Annotated in this window: 25 protein-coding genes and 2 pseudogenes; 10 read left to right on the top strand and 17 right to left on the bottom strand. The window is 63.5% G+C overall.

Features of this window, described 5'->3' with window-relative positions; translation table 11 throughout:
- Window positions 1–89 precede the first annotated feature (89 nt).
- Window positions 90–779 carry a histidine utilization repressor gene (gene hutC, locus ACI6S0_RS24770; protein ID WP_230588639.1) on the top strand — a complete coding sequence of 230 codons (690 nt, stop codon included), beginning with the start codon at window positions 90–92 and terminating at the stop codon, window positions 777–779.
- Window positions 780–782: 3 nt separating this feature from the next.
- Here the strand turns inward: hutC and ACI6S0_RS24765 are convergent, their stop codons facing one another.
- The 4 genes from ACI6S0_RS24765 to ACI6S0_RS24750 form a co-directional block, all read right to left on the bottom strand.
- Window positions 783–1,517: a PepSY domain-containing protein gene (locus ACI6S0_RS24765; protein ID WP_004213137.1), complete on the bottom strand. Its 735-nt coding sequence runs from the start codon at window positions 1,515–1,517 to the stop codon at window positions 783–785.
- Complete coding sequence (locus ACI6S0_RS24760) at window positions 1,514–2,218, bottom strand: PepSY domain-containing protein (RefSeq protein ID WP_020820516.1); 705 nt, start codon at window positions 2,216–2,218, stop codon at window positions 1,514–1,516. The genes ACI6S0_RS24765 and ACI6S0_RS24760 overlap by 4 nt, the downstream gene beginning before the upstream one ends.
- A 10-nt stretch (window positions 2,219–2,228) precedes the next feature.
- A complete protein-coding gene (locus ACI6S0_RS24755; RefSeq protein WP_015449259.1) occupies window positions 2,229–4,931 on the bottom strand; it encodes a TonB-dependent receptor domain-containing protein in 2,703 nt (900 codons plus the stop codon).
- Between the two features lie 738 nt (window positions 4,932–5,669).
- Window positions 5,670–6,236, bottom strand: coding sequence for a TetR family transcriptional regulator (locus ACI6S0_RS24750; protein ID WP_015449258.1), 567 nt, complete (start codon window positions 6,234–6,236; stop codon window positions 5,670–5,672).
- Window positions 6,237–6,305: 69 nt separating this feature from the next.
- Here ACI6S0_RS24750 and ACI6S0_RS24745 point away from each other — a divergent pair, with 69 nt between their 5' ends.
- The 3 genes from ACI6S0_RS24745 to ACI6S0_RS24735 all read left to right on the top strand — a co-directional run bounded on the left by ACI6S0_RS24745 (window position 6,306) and on the right by ACI6S0_RS24735 (window position 8,050).
- Entirely contained in the window at window positions 6,306–7,136 is an 831-nt protein-coding gene (locus ACI6S0_RS24745; protein WP_020820517.1) for an SDR family oxidoreductase, read from the top strand.
- A gap of 251 nt (window positions 7,137–7,387) precedes the next feature.
- The gene (locus tag ACI6S0_RS24740; protein ID WP_234831445.1) at window positions 7,388–7,873 is read left to right on the top strand and encodes a hypothetical protein; all 486 of its coding nucleotides are present in this window, start codon (window positions 7,388–7,390) and stop codon (window positions 7,871–7,873) included.
- 57 nt (window positions 7,874–7,930) lie between these two features.
- A complete protein-coding gene (locus ACI6S0_RS24735; RefSeq protein WP_016743852.1) occupies window positions 7,931–8,050 on the top strand; it encodes a CorA family divalent cation transporter in 120 nt (39 codons plus the stop codon).
- Between the two features lie 62 nt (window positions 8,051–8,112).
- Here the strand turns inward: ACI6S0_RS24735 and ACI6S0_RS24730 are convergent, their stop codons facing one another.
- The 9 genes from ACI6S0_RS24730 to ACI6S0_RS24690 all read right to left on the bottom strand — a co-directional run bounded on the left by ACI6S0_RS24730 (window position 8,113) and on the right by ACI6S0_RS24690 (window position 15,789).
- Window positions 8,113–8,520 (bottom strand): response regulator, encoded by a 408-nt coding sequence (locus tag ACI6S0_RS24730; protein WP_007683354.1) that lies wholly within the window; start codon window positions 8,518–8,520, stop codon window positions 8,113–8,115.
- Between the two features lie 81 nt (window positions 8,521–8,601).
- Entirely contained in the window at window positions 8,602–9,225 is a 624-nt protein-coding gene (locus tag ACI6S0_RS24725) for a response regulator transcription factor (RefSeq protein ID WP_020820519.1), read from the bottom strand.
- Window positions 9,215–10,750 (bottom strand): PAS domain-containing sensor histidine kinase, encoded by a 1,536-nt coding sequence (locus ACI6S0_RS24720; protein ID WP_020820520.1) that lies wholly within the window; start codon window positions 10,748–10,750, stop codon window positions 9,215–9,217. Before ACI6S0_RS24720 ends, ACI6S0_RS24725 begins: the two co-directional genes overlap by 11 nt.
- A 59-nt stretch (window positions 10,751–10,809) precedes the next feature.
- Window positions 10,810–11,283 (bottom strand): DUF305 domain-containing protein, encoded by a 474-nt coding sequence (locus ACI6S0_RS24715; RefSeq protein ID WP_004212732.1) that lies wholly within the window; start codon window positions 11,281–11,283, stop codon window positions 10,810–10,812.
- A gap of 90 nt (window positions 11,284–11,373) precedes the next feature.
- Window positions 11,374–12,522, bottom strand: a complete 1,149-nt coding sequence (locus ACI6S0_RS24710) for a copper resistance protein B (RefSeq protein WP_020820521.1) — start codon at window positions 12,520–12,522, stop codon at window positions 11,374–11,376.
- Entirely contained in the window at window positions 12,522–14,447 is a 1,926-nt protein-coding gene (locus tag ACI6S0_RS24705) for a copper resistance system multicopper oxidase (RefSeq protein WP_007683365.1), read from the bottom strand. Before ACI6S0_RS24705 ends, ACI6S0_RS24710 begins: the two co-directional genes overlap by 1 nt.
- 66 nt (window positions 14,448–14,513) lie before the next feature.
- Window positions 14,514–15,080 (bottom strand): RNA polymerase sigma factor, encoded by a 567-nt coding sequence (locus ACI6S0_RS24700; protein WP_007683367.1) that lies wholly within the window; start codon window positions 15,078–15,080, stop codon window positions 14,514–14,516.
- Entirely contained in the window at window positions 15,077–15,517 is a 441-nt protein-coding gene (locus ACI6S0_RS24695) for a periplasmic heavy metal sensor (protein WP_007683368.1), read from the bottom strand. The genes ACI6S0_RS24700 and ACI6S0_RS24695 overlap by 4 nt, the downstream gene beginning before the upstream one ends.
- Window positions 15,517–15,789: a hypothetical protein gene (locus ACI6S0_RS24690; RefSeq protein ID WP_004212738.1), complete on the bottom strand. Its 273-nt coding sequence runs from the start codon at window positions 15,787–15,789 to the stop codon at window positions 15,517–15,519. Before ACI6S0_RS24690 ends, ACI6S0_RS24695 begins: the two co-directional genes overlap by 1 nt.
- A gap of 133 nt (window positions 15,790–15,922) precedes the next feature.
- Here ACI6S0_RS24690 and copC point away from each other — a divergent pair, with 133 nt between their 5' ends.
- From copC to cueR, 4 genes are all read left to right on the top strand, one after another.
- On the top strand, window positions 15,923–16,300 hold the full coding sequence (copC, locus tag ACI6S0_RS24685; RefSeq protein WP_007683372.1) for a copper homeostasis periplasmic binding protein CopC: 378 nt from the start codon (window positions 15,923–15,925) through the stop codon (window positions 16,298–16,300).
- A 4-nt stretch (window positions 16,301–16,304) separates the two neighbouring features.
- Complete coding sequence (copD, locus tag ACI6S0_RS24680) at window positions 16,305–17,249, top strand: copper homeostasis membrane protein CopD (RefSeq protein ID WP_020820523.1); 945 nt, start codon at window positions 16,305–16,307, stop codon at window positions 17,247–17,249.
- Window positions 17,250–17,643: 394 nt separating this feature from the next.
- A complete protein-coding gene (locus tag ACI6S0_RS24675) occupies window positions 17,644–20,001 on the top strand; it encodes a heavy metal translocating P-type ATPase (protein WP_007683374.1) in 2,358 nt (785 codons plus the stop codon).
- Window positions 19,998–20,396 carry a Cu(I)-responsive transcriptional regulator gene (cueR, locus tag ACI6S0_RS24670; protein WP_004212744.1) on the top strand — a complete coding sequence of 133 codons (399 nt, stop codon included), beginning with the start codon at window positions 19,998–20,000 and terminating at the stop codon, window positions 20,394–20,396. The genes ACI6S0_RS24675 and cueR overlap by 4 nt, the downstream gene beginning before the upstream one ends.
- Window positions 20,397–20,422: 26 nt before the next feature.
- Here cueR and ACI6S0_RS24665 read toward each other — a convergent pair whose 3' ends face one another.
- The 4 genes and pseudogenes from ACI6S0_RS24665 to ACI6S0_RS24650 all read right to left on the bottom strand — a co-directional run bounded on the left by ACI6S0_RS24665 (window position 20,423) and on the right by ACI6S0_RS24650 (window position 24,373).
- Window positions 20,423–20,830 carry a response regulator transcription factor gene (locus tag ACI6S0_RS24665; protein ID WP_420228689.1) on the bottom strand — a complete coding sequence of 136 codons (408 nt, stop codon included), beginning with the start codon at window positions 20,828–20,830 and terminating at the stop codon, window positions 20,423–20,425.
- 9 nt (window positions 20,831–20,839) lie between these two features.
- A pseudogene (locus ACI6S0_RS24660) lies at window positions 20,840–22,552 on the bottom strand (DUF4158 domain-containing protein); the annotation flags it as partial.
- Window positions 22,553–22,699: 147 nt separating this feature from the next.
- The gene (locus ACI6S0_RS24655) at window positions 22,700–23,413 is read right to left on the bottom strand and encodes a hypothetical protein (RefSeq protein WP_122129099.1); all 714 of its coding nucleotides are present in this window, start codon (window positions 23,411–23,413) and stop codon (window positions 22,700–22,702) included.
- 42 nt (window positions 23,414–23,455) lie between these two features.
- Window positions 23,456–24,373 (bottom strand): hypothetical protein, encoded by a 918-nt coding sequence (locus tag ACI6S0_RS24650; RefSeq protein WP_234831444.1) that lies wholly within the window; start codon window positions 24,371–24,373, stop codon window positions 23,456–23,458.
- Window positions 24,374–24,476: 103 nt separating this feature from the next.
- Here ACI6S0_RS24650 and ACI6S0_RS24645 point away from each other — a divergent pair, with 103 nt between their 5' ends.
- The gene (locus tag ACI6S0_RS24645) at window positions 24,477–25,028 is read left to right on the top strand and encodes a hypothetical protein (RefSeq protein WP_122129098.1); all 552 of its coding nucleotides are present in this window, start codon (window positions 24,477–24,479) and stop codon (window positions 25,026–25,028) included.
- Window positions 25,029–25,304: 276 nt separating this feature from the next.
- Window positions 25,305–26,735 (top strand): annotated as a pseudogene (locus ACI6S0_RS24640) (ISNCY family transposase).
- The last annotated feature ends 93 nt before the right edge of the window (window positions 26,736–26,828 follow it).

Raw genomic sequence — 26,828 nt, 5'->3', positions numbered from 1 at the left:
ATAGCCGCGCATCCGCTCCCCGGACGAAAGCTGCTTCTGTGGGCGAACCCGCGGTCGACGCTGCCGGTGCGGAGAAGCAACCTCGCTATGTGGCGATCAAAGACAGCATTTTCGAGGACATCCGGGAAGGTCGCCTGAAGCCCGGCGACCAGACGCCGTCAGAGGCCGAGCTCGTCGAGACGTTCAAAGTCTCGCGCATGACCGCAAACCGGGCGTTGCGGGAACTGCAATCGGCCGGTGTCGTGGTACGGCGGGCGGGGCGGGGCAGCTTTGTCGCCGAGCCCCGGCCGATCGGGCAGCTGATCGAGATCCGCAACATCGCGGAGGAGGTGCGCGGCAGGGGCCACGCCTATCGCGCGCGCGTCATTTATAATATCGAGATACGGGCTGATGCGGAAAGGGCAGCTCTGCTGGAAGTCGGCTTGGGCACGCGCCTCTTCCATTCGCTTATCGTCCATCACGAGACCGAATTCCCAATTCAGGTCGAGGAGCGCTTTGTACTGGCATCTGCTGCGCCACGCTACGGAGAGAGGGATTTCAGCGCCTCGACGCCGAATGAATATCTGACACGTGTTGCCCCGCTCGAGCGAGTAGAGCACCGGGTGTGCGCGGCGATGCCGGATACAGCCATGCGAACAATGCTGGGCCTCGCTGAAGGAGAACCAGTGCTAATGATGACGCGCAGAACCTGGAGTCGCGGACGTCTCGTATCGCACGCTTGGCTCACGCACCCGGGCAATCGGTTCGAGCTATCGGCGGCTTTTTCTGTTGGGACCTAGCGATCAGCCCGCGCCCAACTTGACGGCCGATTTGCGCCTGCGCCGCAACCATCGCACGTCGGCGCGACTGAAGCTCTTAAACAGCAGGTAGAAGCCCGTCCCCGACAGCCACAAAGTACCGAACGCAACGAAGACGATCAGCGGGTGATTGAAGCTGGTGCGGTTCACATAGTCCATGTTGTGGAGCATCCAGAAGAAATCCCAGGTGCGCCATGTGTCGCCGCGCATGACCAGGAATCGGCCGGTGTCGGCGGAGATGTAGGCGCTGCTGTTCTCTGCGTCCGCGAAATCCAGTCGCCACATGGTGCCTTCGTGCTCGCGCGCTTCCACATTCGGTTCGGCGAGCAACGTTGCCTTGCGGATCGGTGCTTCATTCACCATCGTCGCGACGTCGCGCGCGACCTGCTCGTCGACCCGAACCGGGGCGCCGCTCGTCGCGTCGATTAGCCGCGTGCCCGTGGTGGATCGAAGCTCGTAGACGGGGCGTGTGGCAAGGGACCGCAAGGCGATGCCGAGCACGGGACCATCAAGAGCGAGCTTTGCCGGCGCAATATAGTCACCGGCAGGTAGGGCGTGCTGATGGCTGGCCTGCGCACTGTGTCCGCCGACCTTCTCCTGATCGAGCAAGGCCATCATCGAGCCGCTCAGAGCCCAAAGGAGAAACTGCACGCCCAGGATCAGGCCGACCCATTTGTGGATGCGCCGAAAAAAGAGCGGGGTGAACCGGATTTTCTTCATGCCTTCTTCTTCCTGCGCCGCGGGAACGACCAAAGCAGCAGCCAAGCCCCGGCCAGCGCCATGGCAAGGGCACTCCAGGTCGCCACGCGCAGCAGCGGATTGTTGACGTCGGAGCGATCGTCATAGTCCATGATGTGCAGCATCCACGCGAAATCGAACACGCGCCACAGCGCATGGCGGCGCGAGATCAGCTCACCGGTCTGCGGAGAGAGATACAGGGTTGGCCGGTTCCAGGCATCGAATTCGACCTGCCAATAGGGAGGCTTGCGCGCCTGCATTTCCAGTGGCGCCGTCGTCAGCAGCCGGGCTGCGACGATGTCCCCGGTGCCGCTGTAGATGCGCCGAGCGGCGGCGCGGATTTGTGCCTCGCTCAAATCGGGGATGGGCTGTCCCGAACCTGCATCGAAGAGTCTTGGACCACCCGGGGTTTGCGCGCGCCAGACGGGCTGATCCATGAACCGTTGCAGGCGGATCTCGGACGCGTCGGGAGCCGATTGAACAATCCGCACCGGCGGGACGAAGCTCGCAAGGTCGATGGGGGCGACGACCGGTGGGCGGACCAGATCGTCGCCATGGATGATGTCGATATGGACGGCCACCATATAGAAGCCGGTCAGCGTCCAGAGCAGAACCTGGACGCCGACGATCAGGGCCAGCCACTTGTGCGTCCGGCGGATGACCAAAGGCCAGCGAATTGCCATGTGCTGCCCTTCAGAACGCGGTTCGGAAGCCGGCGTAGAAGCGCCGTCCGAGCAGATCATAGGTCATCGTGTCGGTGTTGGCATCGGTGAAGCTCTGGATATAGGGCGCCTTGCGGTCGAACAGATTGTCGGCCCCGATCTGGAAACGTGTCTTCTCGTCGATCGCGAAGGCAAGCTGAAGATTGTGGTAGAAGACGTTCGGCGTGCGGTAGCCGATGTCGCCGGCCGATGCGTTGAAGTCGGTAGCCTTGCCGATCCATTGTGTCGACCAGGTCGCGCTGATGCCGTCCTTCTCCGCCGTCAGCACGCCATAACCACGCCATTTCGGATAGCCGCCATTGCCGCCCCCGATAAACCCGTCGAAATAGATCGGCGCGCCGCCGGGGAAGGGGTTTACGACATATTTGTTGAGATAGGTCATGTTGAGATCCAAGGAGATCTTCACCTCGCCCACCGCACCACTGTACACCAGACCCAGATCGAGACCATTCATCTCCTCGCGGCCGGTGTTGATGGGCTGGGCGGAGAGGTAAGTGACCTCGCCGGTCAGCGCGCTGCGCGTAAAGTCGCTGCAGAACGGGTGCGACAGGTTCTGGCTCGCATAGCAGACTGCGAGCTTGGTCGAGCCGGGAATGGCCCGGATCGCGTCCTTGATCTTGATGTCGAACCAGTCTGCCGTCAGCGACAACCCTGGGATGATGCCGCGCGGCGATATCACCGTACCAACGGTCCAGGTCGTGGAGCTTTCGGGCCGAAGGCTCTGGTTACCGCCCACTGTGGTGAGGATCGTGGTGCCGAGCTGCGTATAGTTGGCCGGCACACCGGACGCCTGACAATTGGCGATCAAGGTCACGTTGCCGCTGGAGGTGTAGCGCGAGCAGGGATCGGTCGTGGTCAGATTGCCTTCCGAGACGCCGCCGAAAAGCTCCGGCACGTTGGGAATGCGAAAGCCCGTCCCATAAGTGCCGCGCAGACGGATGCTGTCATTGACTACCCAGTCGGCACTGAGCTTGTAATTCCAGTCGCTCCCGAAGAGATTATAGTCTGAGTAGCGGACTGCGCCATCGAGCGTGAGCGCCTTGGCGAAAGCTGTGTTGGCAAGCACCGGCACCGATAGCTCGAGATAGGCTTCCTTGGCGGTGCTCGAGCCCGAAATAGGATCCTGCTGATTGACGTTCGCCACGCCGAGCACCGTCAACGGGTCGGGATCGCGCCAGCCTTTTTCGCGCCGATAGACCACGCCGGTGGCGAAGGACACCGCGCCGGCTGGAAGGGAGAAGAGATCGCCGTTGAGGTCAGCCGTGACCGTGCCGAGTTCGTTGCCTCCGCGATCGCGCGAGGTGAACAGAATATAATCCAGAACCTGAGGTGTCAGGTCTCCGAACCCAAGATAGTCACCGCAGGGGATGGCCGCGCCCGCCGTGCTGGAGCATTTGCTCCTGTCGAGCGTGTTCGCGACGCGCTCGAGATTGGCGATGTTGGTCGAGCCGTCGACGGCCGTGTTACGCCCGAAGCTGCCCGCGACTTCCCAGGCCCAGTCGTTCGCCAGCTTGCCGCGCAGCCCGAAGGTGCCTTGCCAGGTATCGGTCTCCTGGAAGAAGTGGCGCGCGCCGGGTTCGGCGAGGCGGCGCTGGGCCAGGACCAGGTTCTGGCCGGTCGGATTGGTCGGATTGCTGGCTGGTATCGAGAGATTGCGCAGCGTGCCGGGTGTCGCGATCTGATTCGACTTGCGGAACGTATAGAGGAACTCGCCGAACGCCTGGATACCGTCGGTCAGCGCATAGTCCGCGAAGAAGGCCGTGCTGACGCGCTCGACTGGGCTGACCGCATTGAGAAACGGGTTCGAGTTGAAGTTGTGCTTGGCGGGACTGTAAGGCTCGTAGAAGTTCCCGTTCCCTCCGGGTACCTGGTTGAAGTTGATCTGTTGGCCGTTGGGCAGCACCGCGCGTCCGCCGATCGTCGAGGCGCTGTTGACGCAGCTCAGCGAGCCCGGCGTCGTTTCAGCGAGCGAGCAGGGCGCACGCGAGGCCATGTTGACGGCGCTGGTCTTCTGGTAGGTGACTGCTGCCATGAACCCGCCACGATCGTTGCGAATGCCCCAAAGTAGGTCCGCGGTGAGATCGGAGCCGTCGCCGCGCTCGGTAATGCCTTGTCGGACGCTGAGACCCAGGCCTTCATAATCGGTGCGCGTGACAAGGTTGACCACGCCGGCCATGGCATCGGCCCCGTAGATAGCGGACGCGCCATCCTTGAGGACATCGGTGCGTGCCAGCGCCACGACCGGGATCATGTTGAGATCGGGTGAGGAATTGGCGCCGGTGCCGCCCGCGACGAGGCGTCGGCCGTTGAGGAGCACGAGTGTGCGCTTGATGCCGAGGCCGCGCAGATTGACCTGAGCAGTGCCATAACCGTTGTTGGTCCAGTAGGCCGATGTCTGGTTGCCCGCGAAGCCGGCATTGGCCGGCAAACGCTGCAAGGCGGTTTCGATATTGACGATGCCGGTATTTTGGATCTGCTCGGCGGTGACCACGGTGGCCGGTCCAACCCCGGCCAGATCCTGCCGACGGATTCGTGAGCCGGTAACGACGATGTCGCTGTCATCCCCCAGGACTTGTGCTTTTGGCTGCGGTGTCGGATCGGCCTGAGCGAGAGCCGGCGCGGCGTAGCCCGCGACGATGGCGGCGCTGCCGAGCAGGGCCATCCTGATGGTCATGTGCAATCCCCCTGACGTTTTAGAACAGCCACAGACAACATCAGTTGTATATACAGGTCAACAGTATTTTTCCTGTTTTTCCAATACCTTATTCTCGTGAAATTTAGATATAGATATAGCTATAATACGCACGCCAGACGTCGAACCCTCATGACTGAAGAGATATTTTTGCGAGCGCTCATTTGCAAAGCTGCTGAGATAGGAGATAGAATATCATATGGTAATACAGCCTCGCACGCTTCGATTTGATGATCGGGACATTTGGCCGGCAAGAATGCGAAGCGGCATGATCACATGTTATTGGTGTCGGCGTGATATACCTAGGTATAGCGCTAGAGATGCTCCGGGAACATTAGTCCTTTGCTGAGCTTGCACGCGCCAGGGAAAGTAATACCGATGCGGACCGCATTTGATCCTCGTTTCCTGGATGTGTCGCGCCTTCTTCCGGATTGAGCCGCAGGTTCGCCTTTTGAGGCAGATGAAACGACTCCTGACGAAACGTCGTGCGACGAGTCCGGCGACCTGAGATCGTCGCGCAGCCACTGGGTCACTTGGCGATGATCCAATCCGGTTCGGCAGTGGCGGCGCAGTCCTCGAACGTCGATCGCATCCGCGGAGCCGACGGGCCGGCTTGTGCTTGAGCCGCCCTGATTTTGCCGCTGGGCAGTACGGCAGGTTGCGAAAAATGCTTGCTGTGTCCCGGTCGGCGCGCGGGCGTGCAGCTCGCGCCTCGCACGATCACACGCGCAGCAGTCGCCCCACCGCCCGCATGATCGTCGCCCGGCGCGCCGCGTGCTCGGCAGCGTCGCGTGCAGCTCCGGTCATGCACCAGAGCTGGGTGAGGGCGGCGACAAGCCGGACGACATCCAGGGGCGTGAAGTCGGCGACGATCCGCCCCTCGGCCTGCGCCGCTGCGATCCCGTCCAGCTTCTCCCCGAGAAGGACCTCGCCGGCCGGGAGCATCAGAACATCCTGGCCACGCTCCAAATGATGCCAGGTCAGCAGCCTCCACAGGCGCGGGCGTTCGACCAGCAAGTCATAGGTGCGCCCCGCATAACCCTCAAGATCATTGGGATCGAAGCGATCGGCCTGCGCCGCGTCCATCACTTCCTGCGTCAGCGCGGCATCGAAGAGCGCCTCCTTGTCCCCGAAATAGGTGTAGAGCATCGGCTTGCTGATACCCGCCGCCTGCGCAATCCGGTCGATCCGCGCGCCCGCCAGCCCATGGGACGCGAACTCCTCGGTCGCTGCAGCCAGGAGCGTCTCGCGGCTCTGTGCGGCATTCCGCCGGGTTCGTTGCTTCATCACACCTCCAAGCATTGACGCATTCCAGGTTTCAAGTTGCCTACCAGTTGGTAATATATGGAGTAACATATGTCCAATCACTGGTTTCTCACGGGCGCGTCCAGCGGCATCGGCCGCCATCTGGCCGAACTGATCCTGGCCGCTGGCGACGACCTTACCGCGACGGCCCGCAAGCCCGAAAGCCTCGATGATCTCGCGGCGAAATATCCGAGCCAGCTGCGCGTCGAAGCGCTCGACGTCACGGTCAAGGACGATATTGCTGCGGTCGTGGCCCGGGCGCAGGCGCGTCGACCCGTCGATATTCTGGTCAACAACGCCGGCGGCGGCGTGATCGGCGCCACCGAAGAGATGTCGGACGCCGAGGTCGAAGGCCAGATCGCGCTCAATCTCATGGCGCCCATCCACATCACCCGCGCCTTTGTCCCCGCCATGCGGCTGCGCGGGAGCGGCCGGATCATCCAGATCTCCAGCGCTAGTGGTCAGGGCTCGCTTCCGACGAGCAGTCTCTATCATGTGGCCAAATGGGGCCTGGAGGGCTTCAGCGAATGCCTCCACCAGGAGCTTGAACCCTTCAACCTGTTCGTGACACTGATCGAGCCGGGCGGGGCGCGCACCAGCTTCAGCCACAATCTGCAATTCGCCAGCGAGATCGCCGCGTATCGCGATACGCCCGCCGGCCATATCCGCAAGATGTTCGAGACCGCCGGAAACGAGCTCTACACGCTCGACCCGCAAAAGATCGCGCAAGCGATCGTTGATGTCGCAACCAGCGACCATCCGCCGCTGCGCGTGACTCTGGGGGGTGACGCTTTCGGCGTTGTCCAGGCGGCGCTGCAATCGCGGCTCGCCTTTCTGCAGTCCCAGGAAGCGCTCGCGCGCTCGGTCGCTTTCGACAGTTGAGCTTTTCCGTCTTCCAGCTTTCGTCTCCGCGCGGTGCGACGCGCCTCACCGGGGCCCGGCAACCCTGTCGTCAGCGCCGTTATCCGATACTTAGGTATAGTCATCCGACACGATTGCAGAGGCGCCACACGGGCAATCGCTTGGTACCATCGCAAGAGAGGAAAACCCTCGCGGTCGCCAATCAAGGGTGCGCAGACCTTCGCAGTCTGCGTGCCCTTGATGTGGCAGCGCGCCGCCCAGCCACGCGCGTCATGAACGGGAGCGGCCTTCTGCGAAACCCAACGCTCCGCCGCATTTTCTATAAGCTCTCGCTCGAATTGCTGCGCGCCGCCTTCTTCTTCCTGCGATTGGGCTTGAAGAATGACGAGTGTTTGTGCGCGCGTCTCAATAGGCGAGGCACACGGCTTCCGGTCGCCGCCGCCGTTCTTTGTCACAATGGCAAACGGCTACGGCCGGCGACCCTGATCGATCCGGCGTGCGAGCAGGTCGGCAAGGATGACTTCGTGTGGATCAAAATGTCCCAGCCCAGCGAAACAGAACTTGCCGACATCGCCGGGAATTACGGCCTTCATCCGCTTGCCATGGAAGGTGCCGACAACGGCCACCAGATTTCGAAGCTCGACGATCACATGCTCAGGGTTGAGAGCGCCATCACCGGCATCCGCGACATCCTGATCTCGGTGTTCGAGGCGAGTCACCTGCTCGAACAGCAGCGCCAAGGTGCGATCACCCGTTAGCTTGCCGCCCGGGCTGCGATCCTCGCGGTGCCTACCGCGATTGCCGGAATCTACGGCATGAATTTCGAGAATATGCCCGAACTGAAGACGCAATGGGGATATTTCGTCATCCTCGGCGTCATCGCTGCGGTCTGCATTGGGCTCTACATCCGGTTCAAACGTAGCCACTGGCTTTGACGGCGCAGATTGGCTTTCCACATCGCGCCGGGCTGAGGCTGCCGGGGGCCGGCCGCCATAACTCAATGCTTTCGCAGAACCTCGGCGCGGTGCCGGTCCAACGCATCGAGCAAAGCCCTGCCGATCAAAGGCTTTGCGAGAACGTGATCGAAGCCCGCCTCGGCGGCCCGCCAGGCCAGCAGCGTGTCGTGAAAGCCTGAGATCATGATGGCGCGTCCCGACCATCCGATCTCGCGAAGGTGACGCAGCATCGCGAATCCGTCGATGTCGGGCATGCGATAGTCGAGGATGACGCAGTCTGCCTCCTTCGCGCGGGGGTCGGCCAACAGCGCGTGGCCGGTCGTATATCCCCACACGGCATAGCCGCGCGATCTCAGCAGCAGCTGGAGGCCACGCCGCACGCCGGGATCGTCGTCGGAGACGAGGATGGTGTATCTGCCATCATGCTGAGTGGAACGGACCGATGGCATTGCGAGAAGCGGACACCCGTGTGACGATTGCACCATCGATCGCATATCGCGCCTCGTCCCGTCGCTACGTAGAGGTCGCAGTCACTTCGGCTTGCGGCCCATGCCCGCGGCAAAGGCGATCCGCAGGGCTTCGGACAAATTGCGGACCTCGAGCTTGGCCATCAGGCTCGCGCGATGGACCTCGACCGTTCGCGATGAACAGCCCAGGTCATAGGCGATCGTCTTATTGGGCAGGCCGTTCGCCAGCCCTTCCAGCACTTCACGCTCCCGGGGCGTCAGTGCAGCGACCCGCACGCCGGCTTCAGAGGTTTCCAGAGTGCGAAAGTCGACATCGTCGAGACGCGCGAACGCGCGGCTGACGGCGCCGAGCAGGGCGGCTTTCTCGAAGGGCTTCTCGAGAAAGTCGACCGCGCCGCCTTTCATGGCCTGCACCGCAACCGACACGTCGCCATGGCCGGTCAGGACGATGACCGGCATATTGACCCCGCGTGCTGCCATGGCGGCCTGAACCTCGAGACCGTCCATCTTGGGCATGCGCACGTCGAGGATGACGCAGCCGACGGCCGCCGACTTCGCCTCCTTGAGAAACTCCACGCCCGAGGCATAGGTCACGACGTCGTAGCCCGCGGTCTTGAGCGCAAAGCTCGCCGCCTTGCGGATGCTCTCCTCGTCGTCGACCAGATGGATGACGCGTCTATCCCCCATGTTCCTCCTCCGCCCGCGCATGGATCAAGGTAAAATGAAAGCGCGCGCCGCCGCGGTCGGGGCGCTCCATCCAGATACGGCCCCCATGCGCTTCGATGATGGTCCGGCAGATCGAAAGGCCGAGGCCCATGCCGTCGGCCTTTGTCGACTTGAACGCCGTGAAGAGCTGCTCCCGGACCTCGTCGGCGATGCCGGGGCCGGTATCCGCCACGGTCACCTCGATCAGCCCGTCAGGGCGCAACCTGGTCGCCACCTTGAGGTCGCGAACCGGACACTCCGCCATCGCCTCGATGGCATTGCGCATCAGGTTGACCAGCACCTGCTGGATCTGCACCCTGTCGACGAGGACCGGCGTCGCGGCGGGATCGACTGCAAAGAAGCTGCGGATGCCGCGCTCGCGGGCGTCGACCAGCGCGAGCTGGCTCGCCTCGGCGATGACCCGCGGCAGCTCGTGGAGGCTCTTGTCGACCTCGCCGCGGGCGACGAAATCGCGCAGGCGCCGGACGATATGGCCGGCCCGCAGCGTTTCCTGTGCCGCATCATCCATCAACGACCGTAGCGACACGAAGGGTTCGTCGTCCCGCTCGTCGAGCATGTCGCGGATCGTCTCGAGATAGAGCGCGACCGCGGCAAGCGGCTGGTTGAGCTCATGCGCGAGGGTCGAGGCCATCGTGCCCATCGCGCTCAGCCGGGAGACATGGACCAGCTCTGCCTGCAGTTCCTTGAGCCTGAGCTCATCCTGCTCCTTGGCGGTGAGATCCCGGATGAAGCCGGTGAACAACCGCTGCCCGTCTTCACCGGCCTCGCCAACCGACAGCTGCATCGGGAAGGTCGAGCCGTCGCGGCGCTGGCCGACCACGACGCGGCCGAGGCCGATGATCCGGCGCTCGCCGGTCTGGAGATAATGCGCGATATATTCGTCGTGCCGGTCGCGATCGGGCTGGGGCATCAGGCAGGAGACGTTGCGGCCGACGAGCTCGGTTTCCGAATAGCCGAACAGGCGTTGGGCGGCCGCGCTGAACGACGTGATGGCGCCGGTCTCGTCGATGATGATCATCGCATCGGGGACGGTCGCCAGGATCGACTGGAGATGCTGCTCGCGGGTCTCGATTGACGCCCGGACCGCCGCCTCGTCGGTGACATCGCGACTGATGCAGGCAAAGCCTCGATGTGCGTCGCCTTCGAACAGGGCGCTGATCGTCAGGCGCGCGAGATATTCCGCGCCGTTCTCGCAGACCCGCCACGCTTCGCGCTCCAGCGTGCCTTCGTGAAGGGCGGCCGCCAGGTCTGCGCACGGGCGGCCGGCCGCAATCTCGTCGGGCGGGTAGAACAGGTCATGGGGCTGTCCCAGGACGCGATCGAGGGGCCAGCATTCGGCACGCTCGCCTTCTTCATTATAGCTCAGCACGATCCCGGCAGGATCGAGCAGCGTCAGGACGTGGCCGCCAGCCTGTCGCAGGAACAGCGGCGCAAGCCGCGCTACGTCGCTGGCAATCTCGTCCGGCCCGCGCCTCGTGTCGACCATCGTCCCGGCTCACGGGCCTGGCCGGGCGCACGGATCCGGGCGTAGCCCGACCGTGCCACTCAGCGCCGCGCGAGTATGGCCTTCATCTCGTCGATTTCCTGCCGCTGCGAGCGCTTGATCGCTTCGCAAAGCCGGATGACTTCCGGATCGCTGAGCTTTGCTTCCTGGCACATCAGGATCGCCCCGGAATGATGCGGGATCATCGAGCGCAGAAAGGCCGTGTCGCCGATCGTGGTCTGGGTGCGGATGAGCGCAAAGCTGCCGAAGAAGGCGACCAGCGACGCGGCGATCAGCGCGATGTTGGCGGCTTTCGACGCGAACATGTGCCGCATGGCGACGATCATCAGCACCACCATCGGCGCGACCATCATCAGCGTCATGTAGAGCATGTTGAGGTTGTTGTAGAAGCTGTCGAGCCCGTCGATCATGACGAACATCACCAGATACATGATGACGCCGCTGATGACGGTCTGAACGGCAAGGCTCCAATAGGCGCCCATCTTCCGGGTGTTCATGTGGGACGAATGGTCCATGGCGTATCTCCTTCGCTCGGCGCCGGCCGACCTTGGTATGAGTGTAACGCCCCGCTCTCCTGTTCGCCCCCGCCATCAGCCGTCCTGATGCTAAAACCAGAAGCGAACGCCGGCGACGAAGCTGGTCGCATGGACGTCCTCGCCGGCAAGCCTCGACAGCCGCGCCGTGTCGCCGGCTTTGCGCAGATAAGAGACGCCGATATAGGGTGCGAACTGGCGGCTGAACTCATAGCGCAGGCGCGCGCCGAGCTCTATGTTGACCAGCCCCGAACCGATGTCGTTCTCCGGAATATCCTGCGCGGCGAAATTGACCTCGGCGCGCGGCTGCAAGATCAGGCGCTGGGTAATGCGCTGGTCGTAATAGCCCTCGACCCGGCCCAGAACATCGCCCTTGGTCGAGAGGAACAGCGCGCCTTCGACTTCGAACATGCCGGGAGCCAGGCCCTCGACGCCGACCGTCGCGTAAGTGCGGTCGGGCCCGCGGCCGAAGTCCTGGCGGATACCGCCCTGAAGATTGAAATAGGGGTCGATGGCCCGGCTATAGAGCACCTGCACCTCCGCGCTGTCGATGCCGCGGCCGAACTCGCCTTCGCCCTCGCTCTTGAGCCAGAGCCGGTTGATATCGCCGCCGTAAAAGCCTTCGCCATCCCAGCGATAGCCATCGCGACCGCTATGCGCTTGATACTCGAACAGGTTGAGCAGCACCTGCCCGAAATTGTTGCCGCCGCTGTCCTTCATCATGATGTCGCGTGAGCGCGCCATCTCGGCGCCGGGAAAATCACGATCGGCGAAGTGGTCGCTGGGGGGAGGCGGCGGGGGCGCATTGCCGGCCGGAAGCGCCGTGCCGGTCATTTGCATGCCGGGCATGGCGGTCTGGCCATGCTGCGAATGGTCCATCCCGGGCATGTCCGGCATCGCGCCGTCCTGATGCTGGGAGTGGTCCATGCCCGGCATGTCCGGCATCGCGGGAGACGCGGGTTGCGGCTGACCGGCCGCATCTCCCTGCGGCGCAGGACTGGCCTGGTGCTGCGAATGGTCCATCGCCGAGGTGGCGTCTGGCGCTGGTGTCTGAGCGCGCGGCCTGGCGGCGGCCTTGTCCTTCTTCTTCTCCTGCGCCGGCGGCACCTCGCCCGGCGGCGCCATGCCGGGCATGCCGTGCATTGAATGATCCTGGGCAAAGGCGGGCGCGGCAGCGAAAAGGGCGATCGCGCTCACCAGCGGCGTGAGGATGCGGGTCATTACGCGTCTCCCTTCGGACGGACGCTCACGACCCGCATCATCCCGGCATGCATGTGGTAGAGGAGATGACAGTGGAAGGCCCAGTCGCCGACCGCGTCGGCGGTGAAGTCCCAGGTCACCTTGCCGCCGGGCTGGACGATTACCGTATGCTTGCGTGGCGCATGATCGCCATGCCCCGTCACCAGCTCGAAAAAATGCCCGTGAATATGGATCGGATGCCCCATCATCGTGTCGTTGATGAGATTGACGCGCACCCGCTCGCCTTCGATGAAGGGGATCGGCTCGTGATGGTCCGACATTTTTTCGCCGTCGAACGACCACATGAACCGCTCCATGTTGCCGGTGAGGTGAATGTCGATGCTGCGGCTCGGCGCGCGCACGTCCGGATTGCGATCGAGCGCCATCAGGTCCCTGTAGACAAGCACCTTGTGGCCGACGTCGGCGAGGCCCTGGCCGGGCTCGCCGGTGCGGTCGACGGGCATCGGCGAGATGGTCTGGACGCTCGGGTCGCGCTTCACCTGCGGCGCGTTCGAGAAGTCTCGCATCTTCATCGACCCCATCGCGTGCCCGCCATGGTCCATGCCCGCCATCTGGCCATCGGCGCCCATCGCGCCGTGGTCCATCCCGCTCATCGCGGAATGATCCATCCCCGAATGATCCATGCCTGCCATGGCGCTATTGTCCATGGTCGCCATCGCTGCCGCCGCGCCGGTCGCGAGGCGCGCGGACGCGTTCTTCTCGGCCGTCGGATCGACGCCCCGCATAGCGCCGCCCGACATGTCCATGCCTTCCATGCCCGGCATCGAGGACATGTCCATGCCCATGTCCTTCATGTCGGCGAGCGGCCGTTTGCGTAAGGGGGGAACCTCGCCGGCCATGCCGGCGCGCGGCGCGAGCGTGGCACGCGCCATGCCCGAGCGGTCGATCGCCTCGCCGACAAGGGTGTAGGCCTTGTCATCGCCTGGGCTGACAACGACGTCGTAGGTCTCGGCAACACCAACCTGGAACTCGTCGACGGTGACCGGCACCACATTCTGCCCGTCGGCCTGGACGATGGTCAGCGGCAGGCCGGGGATGCGGACGTTGAAGGTGGTCATCGCCGACGCATTGATGACCCGCAGCCGCACCCGTTCGCCCGGGGTGAAGAGCGCGGTCCAGTTGTCCATCGGACCATGGCCGTTGACGAGATAGGTGTAGGTGGATCCGGTCACATCGGAGATGTCGGCCGGGTCCATCCGCATCTGGCCCCAGTCGAGCCGGTCCTTGAGCGGCTGATCCTTGCCCGACAGGAGCCCGGCCAGGGTCTGGCGCTGGAAATTGAAATGGCCGGGGTTGACCTTGAGGCGCCGGAAGATCGCCTGCGGCGAGAGCGCGCTGTGATCGGCGAGCACGATGACATGCTCGCGGTCATAGGCGACCGGATCGGCACCGGCGGGATCGATGATGATCGGGCCGTAATGGCCTTCCTGTTCCTGCAGGCCTGAATGGCTGTGGTACCAGTAGGTGCCGCTTTGCACGACGGAGAACTGGTAGAGGTAGTTCGAGCCCGGCTTGATGCCCGGAAAAGACACGCCCGGCACACCGTCCATATTGGCCGGCAGGATCAGCCCGTGCCAGTGGATCGAGCTGTCCTCCTCCAGCTGATTGATGACGTTGAGCCGCACGCGCTGGCCCTCGCGCAGCCGGATCAGCGGGGCGGGGACCGTGCCGTTGAGGCCGATTGCCCGGAACTTGCGCCCGTCGATGGTCATCGACTGCCGGGCGATGGTGAGCGTAATGTCTTCGCCCGACACGGTCGGCAGCGTCGGTCGCATCCCCGGCGAGATCGTCTGCGCCCAGGCCGGCAGCCAGGCTGACAATGCTGCGCCGCCGCCGGCGAGGGCCGCGCCGCGGAGGAACTGGCGGCGGTCGAGAGCAGAAATCATTCGGTTGTCTCAGCTTTAAGAAAGAGGGCGTACCTATTGGGAATACGCAGCATGGCCTCATCCCCCTCAAACTTTCTTTAATATTTCCGAAAGGCGTGCCCTAGCTCGATAGAGGCGCGTTTCGACCGCCTTCTGGCTGATCCCGAGAATTTCGGCGGTTTCAGCTTCCGATTTCTCGTCGATCGTACGCAAAATAAGCGTGTCCTTGAGGGAAGACGGCAGGGCAGCAATCGCTTTCATTGCTTGCGCGAGCTGCTGTTCGGCCCCGATCGCCTGATCGGGCAGCGGTGCGTCGTCGGCGACGCCGTCCGCCTCGCCGAGCGGTAGGGCTAGGGCAAAGAAATTTCGAACCGCTCGCCGACGCCGCCAGTCATGGCATTTGTTGATGACAATCCGGGACATCCAGACCTGGAAGGGTCGGGTTACGTCATAGCGGTTGAGTGCGGCAAAGGCCGCGACGAAGCTCGCCTGGGTGACATCCAATGCCTCATCCATAGATCCGACATGGCTGCGCACGAGCCGGTGAACCCAACCTTGATGCCGGCGGACCAGCTCGCCATAGGCCGCTTGCCGGCCTCCAAGCGCCAGAGCCGCGAGCTCCCCGTCCGAGCAGTCGGGGAGGCACGCGGTCATTCGGATTTGGCCGTCAGCGCTTTCACCACGGCGTCGTCGAATTTGTCCGTCTGATCCGGGCGCAGCACGGCCCGCATCGCGAAGATATGCTCAAGTGTTTCTTTCTGCAGCGCGCCCATGGCCTGGTGCGAGCGATCCACCGCAGTTGCGACTTGCGGGCCATAGCCATGCTCCGCTTCGATCGCTTCCGCGAGACGCGCATTGTCGGCGCGCAATTCGGCCTCCAGCGCTTGACGCCGGATCGCGTAGTTCTTCTCGATTGTCTCGAGTCGGCTGTGTTGCGCTGAATTCAGCTTCAGATCGCGATGGAGCAGCTCGTGCAGCTCATTTTCGACCGGGCGCACTGGAACCACATAGACGCGGCCAATGACAACGCCAGCGATCGCCGCGGCGAAGGTCACCAGGACGAGGAGCAGGAGCCGGCGGCGGTCGCGCATCACTGCGAGCTCAGCAGCGTCGAGGGCGCAAGCGCGAGCCGAGCATCGAAGGGCGATAGCGGTTTGGCATCAGCAGACCGTGTCGGAACTGCCGAGCCGGCAATTCCGATGAACAGCGCGGTTGCGGCCGCGATGCCGAACGTCATAGCGCCAAGGCTTGGTATGGCCCGGATGCGCGCTATTTCCGCCATGACCCGGCTTTCCAGGCCGCCGAGCCTGGGATCGAGAGGCGCATCGCGCAACCGCGAGAGCAGGTGGTCAAGTTCATCCATGGTGCTTCTCCGTCTTCATCCTTCAATACGCACGATGGTCCAGGAACCCTTGCTGTAGATTGAAAAGAATAATTGCGAGGGGTGGGGGCTCGGGCTGCGTATTGTCTCATGGGATCTACAGGAGAATGTTCCAATGCGTTTCTTTTCGCCTCTCGCAGTTATCGCCGCCGTCGGCCTGAGTGTTTCTGCTCCGGCCTACGCGCATCCCAAGCTTGTGTCCTCGACGCCCGCCGCGAACGCCAGCGTCTCGGCGCCTTCGCGTATCACGCTCACCTTCAGTGAAGGTCTGATGCCGAAGCTGTCGGGCGCCGAGATCGTGATGACCGGCATGCCCGGCATGCCCAACCACCGCATGGCGGTAACCGGCTTCAAGACGTCCGTCGAAGGCGACAAGACGCTCGTGCTGACGCTCGCCAAGCCGCTCATGGCGGGCAGCTATCAGGTCGCCTGGCACGTCGTCTCGACCGACACGCACCGCATCCAGGGCAATCTCGCCTTTACCGTCAAGTGACGCCATGAACGACGTGGCACTCGTCGCCGTCCGCTGGGCGCTCTACGTCGATCTCGGCCTGTTGTTCGGCCTGCCGCTGTTCGCGCTCTATGCGCCCGGCGGCGGCCGGATGGTACAGCGGCATCTGCCGATGGTAGCAATGGTGGCCGGTCTCGCCTGTCTCGCCCTCCTGCTGTCGGCGCTGGGGTTCGCGTTGCAGGCAGCGGCCATGACCGGGCTGCCGCTCACCCAGCCTGATCTTTCCATGGTCGCAGAGCTGTTCAACGGCACGTCCATGGGAACGGCGCTGAAGGCGCGCCTCGTCGCGCTCCTCGTTCTTCTGCTCTCCATCCCCTTCTATCGCCGGCAATCCCGTCCTGCCTTCATCGCCTCCACTCTGGCAGGCGCGGTCGCACTCGCGACCCTCGCCTGGAGCGGGCATGGCGCGGCCGGCGAAGGCGAGGCGGGCTGGCTGCAACTGGGGGCCGATCTCATCCATCTGCTCGCCGCGGGCGCCTGGGTCGGCGCGCTTGCCGCATTCCTTGCGCTGGTTCTTACCAGGCTCGCAACCGATGATCTCGCCACTGAAGACATGGACCGGGTCATGCTCGCCGAGGAAGCGCTGCGGGGCTTCTCCCTCGTCGGCACGATCATCGTCGCCCTGCTGATCCTGACCGGGACGGTGAACGGCTGGTTCCTGGTCGGCCCGGGCAACATCGCGTCTCTCGGGCAGTCGACCTACGGCCTGCTGCTCATCGCCAAGCTGCTGCTCTTCGCCGGCATGCTGGGCCTGGCCGCGCTCAACCGTTATCGCCTGACCCCGGCACTTGCGCAGGCGATCGAGGAAGAGGACGCGCCACGGGCGCAGGCGCTGCTGCGCGCGAGCCTCGTCGTCGAAGGCGGTCTTGCGATCGTCATTCTCGGGCTGGTCGCCTGGCTGGGGACACTGTCGCCACCCATGTCGATGTAGTTTATCGTTTCGAACGCCTCGCGTTGGGAGAAGCCAATGCAATCGTACACCCCGCCGCGCGGGACTGGATCGACGAAAGACTATGATCGCGCGATCCGCCTGTGGACGCGGGAGAAGCGGTGGCGTGCCGCCATGCTTGCCATGCTGCGCCCGGATTGGCGCCTGGTAATCGCCGATTATGGCCGCCAGCACGGGTCTCATGCGGCTCGCCTTCCGCCTGACCGTGCAGCGGCTCGATGGCATCGACGATACCCAGCCCAATGCCGACGGCGTGCTCCCCGGCCTGATGGCGGCCAAGCGAACGGGCCCGCCGATTTGGCCACTTAGGCGATTACGTATTGACCCTGACACGGTGTCAGACCCTAGATCGTCAGGCGTCGAAAGGAGCGAGGCGATGAACGAGACACATGGAGCGGCGCATGGCGGCGGTTGCTGCGGCGGCCACGGCACCGCTAAAGCGGCGACCGGCGTCAAGGACCCGGTCTGCGGCATGACCGTCGACCCGGCGACCACGGCGCATCACGCCGAGCATAGCGGTGAAAGCTATCATTTCTGCAGCGCGGGCTGCCGGACCAAATTCATCGCCGATCCCGAGCGCTATCTCGGCCCGCCGACGCCGCCGGTCGCAGCGCCCGAAGGCACGATCTGGACCTGCCCGATGCATCCCGAGATCCGCCAGGACCATCCCGGGTCCTGTCCGATCTGCGGCATGGCGCTCGAACCCGCGACCGTGACCGCCGACAGCGGCCCCAGCCACGAGCTAGTCGATTTCACGCGGCGCTTCTGGGTCGGCCTCGTGCTGGCTCTCCCGGTGCTGATCCTCGAGATGGGCGCGCATGTCTTTCCCGCGATCCATCGCCTCGTGCCGATGTCTATCTCGGTATGGATCCAGTTCGTGCTGGCGACACCCGTCGTGCTGTGGGCGGGCTGGCCGTTCTTCGAGCGTGGCTGGGCCTCGCTCAAGACCCGCAACTTCAACATGTTCACCCTGATCGCGATGGGGACCGGGGTCGCCTGGATCTACAGCGTCATCGCGACGCTCGCGCCTCAGCTGTTCCCGCCGGCCTTCCGCGGCGAGGACGGCATGGTTGCCGTCTATTTCGAGGCGGCCGCGGTGATCACCGTCCTCGTGCTGCTCGGCCAGATGCTCGAACTGCGCGCGCGGGAACGCACCTCGGGCGCGATCAAGGCGCTGCTCAACCTTGCACCAAAGACCGCGCGCCGGATCGGTTCTGATGGGAACGAAGAGGAAATCAGCCTTGATCTGGTTGCGGTGGGCGACCGCCTGCGGGTGCGGCCGGGCGAGAAGGTGCCGGTCGACGGCGTAGTCGAGGACGGCCGCTCCTCGCTCGACGAGTCGATGGTCACCGGCGAATCCATGCCCGTCACCAAGGCAAAGGCCGACACAGTGATCGGCGGCACGCTCAACCAGACCGGTGCGCTGGTGATCGTCGCCGACAAGGTCGGCCGCGATACCATGCTCGCACGCATCGTCCAGATGGTCGCTGAGGCGCAGCGCTCGCGCGCGCCGATCCAGCGCATGGCCGATCAGGTGTCGGGCTGGTTTGTGCCCGTGGTCATCGCGGTCGCGGCCGTCGCGTTCATCGCCTGGGGCATCTGGGGTCCCGAGCCGCGCTTCGCCTATGGGCTGGTGGCGGCGGTCGCCGTGCTGATCATCGCCTGTCCCTGCGCACTGGGGCTGGCAACGCCGATGTCGATCATGGTCGGGGTCGGCCGCGGCGCCGGGCTCGGTGTCCTCATCAAAAATGCCGAAGCACTCGAGCATATGGAGAAGGTCGACACTCTCGTCGTCGACAAAACAGGCACGCTGACCGAAGGCCGGCCTGCCGTCACCCAGGTCGTGCCGGCGCCCGGCTTCGACGAAGCCGAGCTGCTGCGTCTTGCCGCCTCGGTCGAGCGGGCGTCCGAGCATCCGCTCGCGTTGGCAATCGTCGAGGCCGCGAAGGATCGCGGCATCGTCACGAGCGACGTCATCGACTTCGACTCGCCGACCGGGCGCGGCGCGCTCGGCACGGTCGAAGGGCGGCGCATCGTCCTCGGCAATGCGCAGTTCCTTGCCGACGAAGGGGTTGCGACCGATGCGCTCGCCAGCCAGGCCGACGCGCTGCGCCGGGATGGCGCCACCGCGATCTTCATCGGGGTCGACGGCACAGTCGGCGGCGCCTTCGCGATCGCCGATCCGGTGAAGGCCACGACACCAGAAGCGCTCGCCGCGCTCAAGGCGGAGGGCATTCGCGTGGTCATGCTGACCGGCGACAACCGCACGACCGCGGAAGCGGTCGCCCGACGCCTGGGCATCGACGAGGTCGAAGCCGAGGTGCTGCCCGATCAGAAGAGCGCCGTGGTCGCCAGGTTCAAGCGCGAGGGGCGGGTCGTCGCCATGGCCGGCGACGGTGTCAACGACGCCCCCGCGTTGGCCGCCGCCGACGTCGGCATCGCCATGGGTTCCGGCACCGACGTCGCGATCGAGAGCGCTGGCGTCACGCTGCTCAAGGGCGACCTGACTGGCATCGTCCGGGCGCGGCGGCTCAGCCAAGCGACCATGTCGAACATCCGCCAGAATCTCGTCTTCGCCTTCATCTACAATGTCGCGGGCGTGCCCGTAGCGGCGGGTGCGCTCTATCCGCTGTTCGGTATTCTGCTCTCGCCCATTATCGCGGCGGCGGCGATGGCGCTCTCTTCGGTGAGCGTGGTCACCAACGCGCTGCGCCTCAACCGGAAAGCACTGTGAACATCGGCGAGACGTCACGGCAGAGCGGCGTCTCTGAGCGGATGATCCGCCATTATGAAAAGATCGGCCTCATCCCGGCGCCGGCGCGTCGGGGTGCTGGCTATCGTGACTATGGCGAGCGCGACCTCCATCGCCTCCGGTTTATCGCCAATGCCCGCGATCTCGGCTTCCCGATCGAGGAGATCCGCACGTTGCTCAGCCTTTGGGCCAATACCGGCCGTGCCAGCGCGGAGGTGAAGCGGCTTGCCCTTGCCCGCGCCGATGAGTTTCAGCGCAAAGCCGAGGCGTTGACGGCGCTGCGCGACACGCTAATCGACCTGGCCGAGCGCTGCCAAGGCGACGAGCGGCCGGATTGTCCGATCATCGCCGAACTGGCCGCGGCCCGATCCGCATAGCATCCGGCATCGCACGGCCGAGAATTTTAGGGGTGCCCGTTTTCGGTCGATTCGTGCAGGTCGACGGCGAAAGCGATCCGCAACAGGTCGGGCAGGCTTTGCGCGTTGAGTTTGATCATCAGACTGGCCCGATGCAGCTCGACCGTGCGCGACGTGACGCCGAGTTCATCTGCGATAAGGCTATTTGGATAGCCTCGCGAAATTCCTCTCAGAACGGCCCGTTCGCGCTGCGTCAGTCTCGCGGCTTTCGAAAGAGCGTCGGCCTGTTCGGAGGCACGACGGGCTATACTCTCAAGCCAGCTGAAGCCGCGGTCGATCGCGCCGAGCAATGCGGCCTTCTCGACCGGTTTGGCGAGAAAGTCGGCAGCGCCCGCCTTCATCGCCTGTACGGCGAGCGTAGGATCGCCATTGCCCGTCAGCACCACGACGGGCATGTCGATACCGCGCGGGAGTAGGGCATCGAGTTTGCGGTCAAGAGCTTCCGCTTCTGGTGGAGTCGCCGCTTGCAGCGGAACGACTTTCAGCTTTTCGCGAACGAGCGTCACGCCAGGCAAGCGGCCGGTCCGCAGCTGATGCGCGAAGTGACGCAATCGCCGATCAAGTTCGGCGCTCTTATGAGCCAGATATTCTCCGGAATTCACGTTGATCGGCAGTTCGGAGATTGCCGATTGTGCGGCCTTGCGGGGGAGCAGATAGGCGTCGAAACGCTGGTAAGCCCGCGTTCCTTCGACCCAGACATCGCCCGCTCGCAGTTTATCTCGAAGTGTCGCCAGCACGGCCGTCTCGTAGCGCGGACGGCTGACCTTTCCTCCCTCCATTATCAATTTGGACCAATGCCGATTGGAAAAGGGCATCGGCGGGTTTGCTGGCAACTGCGTACCCCAACTGCCGTTGGCCTGCTTGAGGAGATCGAGAGCGGAGAGCAGGTTGGTCCCGCTGCCCGAGGCCTTGAACGTGAATGTGTCGAGGAAGTTGCGGGAGAACCGGCGCAGTGTAGCGTATCGCTCGGTTGCAAGAACCAGAGTGTCCTCCTGAGCGAGATCCGCCAAGGCATCGACGTGCGGACGGGCTGCCATCAGGCGATGCCAGCCCACCATCTCATCGACCAGGACCAGCGGATCGCCGCCAGTTTCCTCTGCCATATCCAGCGCCGCGATCGTTGCACCAAACAGTCGCATGAGCTTGCCGACCGAAGGTGCTGTGTCCTGATAGCGGCGTTCCTGGCCACGCTTGGCTCGGGTGAACAGCCCGCCAATGAGGCGCTCGAACATCAGGATTGCGGCATCTGCAAGCTTGACCTCGAGATTGACGACCGCGGCTGCCAGCGTCGCTCTGCGGCGATTGTGGGAATAGTCGGCCAACAGAAACGGCGGAGCGACGCTGCCCTCGCGCACGAATTGGCCAAAGCGGAAGCCCGTGGTTGCTAGGCTGATTGCCGGTTCAATCCCGAGATCACGTATGAACCGCAGCCGCTTGAGAAGCGCATTCATGTTCTTGGTTGACGGAGATCCGGGCATATCCCGCAACCAAGCCAGCGGCGTCATACCAAGGGCTGGGTCATTGATCAGGAGTGCGTCGAGCAACTCCAATGTACTGCCGCCCAGTTCGGCGACGATTTCCGATGCTGCGCGCTTACGAGCGCGTGCTCTCCCGGCAAGCCCGGCCCGCTCAAGGGTGTCGGGCAGGGGCAGAATAGAGCGCTCCGCCTTCAAGTTATCCATCAAGGATCTGGCAATTGTTTCTCCGCGGTCACTGCGCATGGCTGCACGGGCTGCAAGTTCAATAGCGTGGGCAACATCCGCGCGTGTGAACGGCCTAAGACCGAGGTAATCAGCGGCAATTGAGCTGTGGTCGGTTCGCGTTTGCGGACGTTGGCCATAGGCACCGTATGTGCCCGGAGCGACGCCAAGCTGCGCAGACAGGTAGTTGAGTATAGCATCGGGGATGTCCGAGTTCGTGCGCAGCCCAAACCCAGGATGCCGCAGTAAGGCAAGGTGAGCAGCAATACCGAGCCGATTAACGGGGCCTCGTCGCTTTCCGATGATATCCAGGTCTTCGACCGTCAGCGTGTAGTTCCTGATGATCGAGAAGTGGTCGGTTCTTGGTAGGAATAGCCGCTCGCGCTCTTCCCGCGTCAGTAAATTGCGCCGCGCCATGTTGTACCCCGCCTGAGTCGGAATGCCCCCCCAATCGGTCAGGCTAGACCCGCGCAATGGGGCAGGCATGCAAAAAGGTTATTGCAGAGTTTCAGAGACATCTCCGGCTTAGCGTTGTCTGGCGAACGAACCTTGAGGTGCCCCCACTTAGGGCGCCCGAGCGCGGCGGAACCGAAGCTCGTCGTGCATATTTGCGGGCGGCAAATCCCAATCGTCGGCCTCAGTGTCGAATTTCAGTACGAAGTCGAAGAACACACGGTGCTGCGTTCCGCCGACCTTCGTTCCGGCTGCAGCCTTTTCCAGATGCTCAATGCAGCGCGTCTCGATCGTCTTGGTATAGCGCGGCATCATCGCATTGAGCAGGGGCTGCACCAGATCGACGATCGCCTGGGCGAAGCCGACGGCGTCCTCTTCGGTCGGTAAATATCCTTGGTGGATCACCTTGTTGCGGAACGCGATGTGTTTTTGGGCGAGAAGTGGCGGGATGCAATTATTCTCGAGCTGATAGAGGCCGACGAACATGCCAAGCTGGCGTTCCGATTGGTTCGCAACGGCCTTCCAGGTCCGCTCGGCAGTGTCGCGGTCGACACCGTTATGATCGGATACGACCTCGATATAGAATTGGCACACGCGCTCGAGCGCCGCAGCGAAGGACGCGACGGCTTCCCGGTAATAGCCATCCACAAGGGCCTGCATCGCGGTTTCTGCGAGCACCTCGAAGCGCATCTGGGCCAGAACGATATGGTGCACATGACCCTGGGCGCAGGTGAAGCTGTAGGAGGCGCTCTCGTTGAAGGGCACGGTGACACGACGCCCGGGCGTCCCCTCCAGGCATTTCCAGCATTGGAATTCGAGTCTCATCGGTGATGATCTCGCGACCAGATTGGAGCGCGCTTCTCCACCTTAGCGTCCGTTGTGAAGGCGCCGCAGGAACATGCGGGCGGTGACGAGCACAATGTGGAGGCGGAAGGTGGAATGGTCTTCGTCCGACAAGCCGGGATGCGAGCCATCGGTGTGGAGCATCTTGAAGAGGCCGTTCACGTAATTCTTTCCCTCCGGGGTCCATTCGTTGCGATCGGTCGCAAGGAAGCCCCGCTCCGCGAGAAGTTGCCGCCTGTTCTCAGACGTTGGCAAGGAGGCCGCGCGGGCAGGCTCGATGTTCAGCGCGATGTGGTCGAACAGGCTTTCAAGGAAGGTACGGAGCTGCGCATTGCACGCGGCCCAGTCCCCGCGTGTATGTGCGTCGATCGCTTGATCCAGATGTCCCTTGGGTTCCTGGAATTGATAGGTTTTTAGAAGCTCGTGGACCTCGCTGTCGCTGGCCGGCAGGTCGATTTCCTCTGGCAGTGCTGCCCGCAGCATCGGGGTTTTGCCGCCGTCGTCGACGCCGACGAGATAGCCGTCGCGTGCCAGCCCTCTCAGGAAGGCGGTCTGGATCGGTTGTTCAAGCCGTGGATTGAGCAGGGGAAGCGCTTCACGCACGACGGCCTCGCCGAGGGTCATAGTGCCTTCGACTGTCTGGATCGTCTGTCCGGCACGCTGCATCAAGATGCGGCCGAGTTGTCCGCACTTCTTGGCGACGCTGATCCCGGCGCCAGAGCTGATCTCATTCTCCAATGCAAGCCGAAGCGTCATCTGGTCAAAACTTGCCTGCGTGTGACGTTCAAGCAGCTCGGCGGCAGCGAGGAGGGTCGGTCGGGTGAATGGTTCTGAACGCATGCGATACTCTTTGCCCGACTGGTACTTGGCATGCACGCGGAATGCAGATGCCTTAAGATTTTGGCCATTGGCGCTGCGGTCCTTGGCTTTGCGCTGTGCCACCAATGTCACTTTACCCGGCGAGGTAAAGTGACACTGGTGATTTATGTTGGACCGACTGATTTAGGGGGATTCACAGCGGAATCGCTTGTGCTAGATTCATGCTGTGTTCTACCAAGCCGACCTCTTCGATCAGATCGAACCAGCCCCGCGGGTGGTGGTGCCGCCAGCCGTCGCGCTGCCAGATCTTGTCGAGCGCGTCTCGCAGATATCGAAACGTCCTAGATACGTACTGCTCATCCTCAACTTGATTGCGAAGGCAGCAGGAGAGAATGGCAGCCTCGGACCTTATGTCCGAAGCGAAGCCGATCTGGTTCCGGTCCGCGACTGGCTGTGCCAGGCACTAGCGCCGCTGGCCAATCGCGACTGCCGCCGAACGGCCATGATTGCAGCGGTCCGGTCGGAGTTGACGGCAAAGGCGGAAGCCTCGGAAACAGAGGGCAATCTTGCTCAGAAGCAGGATGAGGAGATCGAGGCGCGCATCCTTCGATCCGGACGGACGAATGTTAGCCGGGCAGTTTCGGACCTAGTGCGCGCGGGCCTGCTGCATCGCCATTACCAAGGATACCGTGTCGATCATCCTAACCGAGGCGCCCAGCGCGAAGCCGTTTATACGATAGCCCCGGATGTGCGATTGGCGTTGGCAGGCAACTTCTAGCGTTATTCGATGGGGTGGGTGCCGCGCGGTCTCATTTGCGATGGCGAGCATAATCACCATATCCGGCTCATTGACCCGATCCTGCACGAGGTGGCGCAAGCACCTCGTGCAGCACGTTCTTAAGTCATTGATTTAACATAAGATATATTATCGTATCGATATCGTGTAAGCGCCAGATACAAATGACACCGTCCTGCTAGATAGAAACGGCACTGCCGGTGCTTTCAGTGGGTCGCCGGTGTCATAGCCTTCCTCGGCAACGAGGACGCGCATGGTATGACGGTGCTGACGATGAGTGCTGCTGAGATCACCCGGTTCGACACGCTGATGCGGCTCGACCGCGGCGAGATCCGGATCCCGGACGCGATGGAGCTTCTTGGCCTCCAGCGGCGGCAAATCTACCGGCTGCTCGATCGCCTTCGACAGGAAGGCGCTGCTGGACTCGTGTCGCGCAAGCGCGGACGCCCGAGCAACCGCCGCTACAGCGACGCCTTTCGCGCCGAGGTCGTCGCTCTCGTGCGGGAAAACTATGCCGACTTCGGGCCGACGCTCGCGCGCGAATACCTTGCGGAGCGGCACGGCTTGGGCCTCTCGTGTGAGACGTTGCGTCAGATCATGATGGAGGCGGGCCTTTGGAAAGACCGCGCGGCCAGGCGCCCGCGCCCCTACCAACCCCGCTACCGGCGCGACTGTCGCGGCGAACTGGTCCAGGTCGACGGCTCGAAACACTGGTGGTTCGAGGACCGCGGCCCGCAATGCACGCTGCTGGTGTTCATCGACGACGCGACGAGCGAGCTGATGCACCTCGAGATGGTCGAGAGCGAAAGCACCTTTTCCTACATGCGCGCGACGCGGACGTACCTCGAGCGGCACGGCAAGCCGGTCGCCTTCTACACGGACAAGCACAGCGCGTTCCGCAACAACACAGCCTCGGCGAACGGCGACGGGATGACCCATCTCGGGCGGGCACTGGACCGGCTGAACATCGATCTGATCTGCGCGAACTCGCCGCAGGCTAAGGGCCGCGTGGAGCGCGCCAATGCGACGTTGCAGGACCGCCTCGTCAAGGCGATGCGGCTCAACCGCATCGACACCATCGAACAAGCCAACGCCTTCCTCCCCTCCTATATGGCGTAGCACAACCAAAGGTTTGCCAGGGCGCCCTTCGACCCGCGCGATCTGCACCGGCCATTGGCCATTCACGAGAACCTTGAGGCGGAGATGGTCTGGCGCGAGCAGCGCACCGTCACCGGTGCCCTTACCCTGCACTACAACAAGGCGATGTTCATCCTGGAGCCGACCCCGGTCGCGCAGGGGTTGGCGCGCAAAAAAGTGGACGTATGCGAGTACCCGGACGGTCGCCTCGAGATCCAGCACGATGGTGAGGCCCTGCCCTACCGCGTCTTCGACAAGATGCGCCGCGTGAACCAGGCGCCGGTGGTCGACAACAAGCATCTCGACGCCGCCTTGACGCTCGCCCACGCCATTCAGCAGGTCCAGCCGCACCACGCGAAGCGCAACAACAACGAACCGGCGCGCACCGCGCAGCCGGTTGGCGTGTTCAAGGCTCTCGCACCGGTGTCGCCCGGGCCGAAGCTGGATCGTCGCAAACTGGGCAATCAGCGCCTGAAGCGAGGCCCTCGCCTCTCGAACGACGAACTCATTGCGCGCGGCCTCGGCGAGTATGTCCGCCAACAGACGGGATAAGCGGATGACGTGCCTGGCAGCGTATCAAAAACGATCGGGGCTGTTGAAAAATGCGCCGCTCGCGGCCGGGTACGGTTGAGGGCGGAATGACAC

Origin of the sequence: Sphingobium sp. DN12 (assembly GCF_051058005.1) — a bacterium.
Lineage (GTDB): Bacteria > Pseudomonadota > Alphaproteobacteria > Sphingomonadales > Sphingomonadaceae > Sphingobium > Sphingobium yanoikuyae.
Note: the sequence above shows the minus strand (reverse complement) of the source record. Positions and strands in the feature narration are given on the sequence as shown.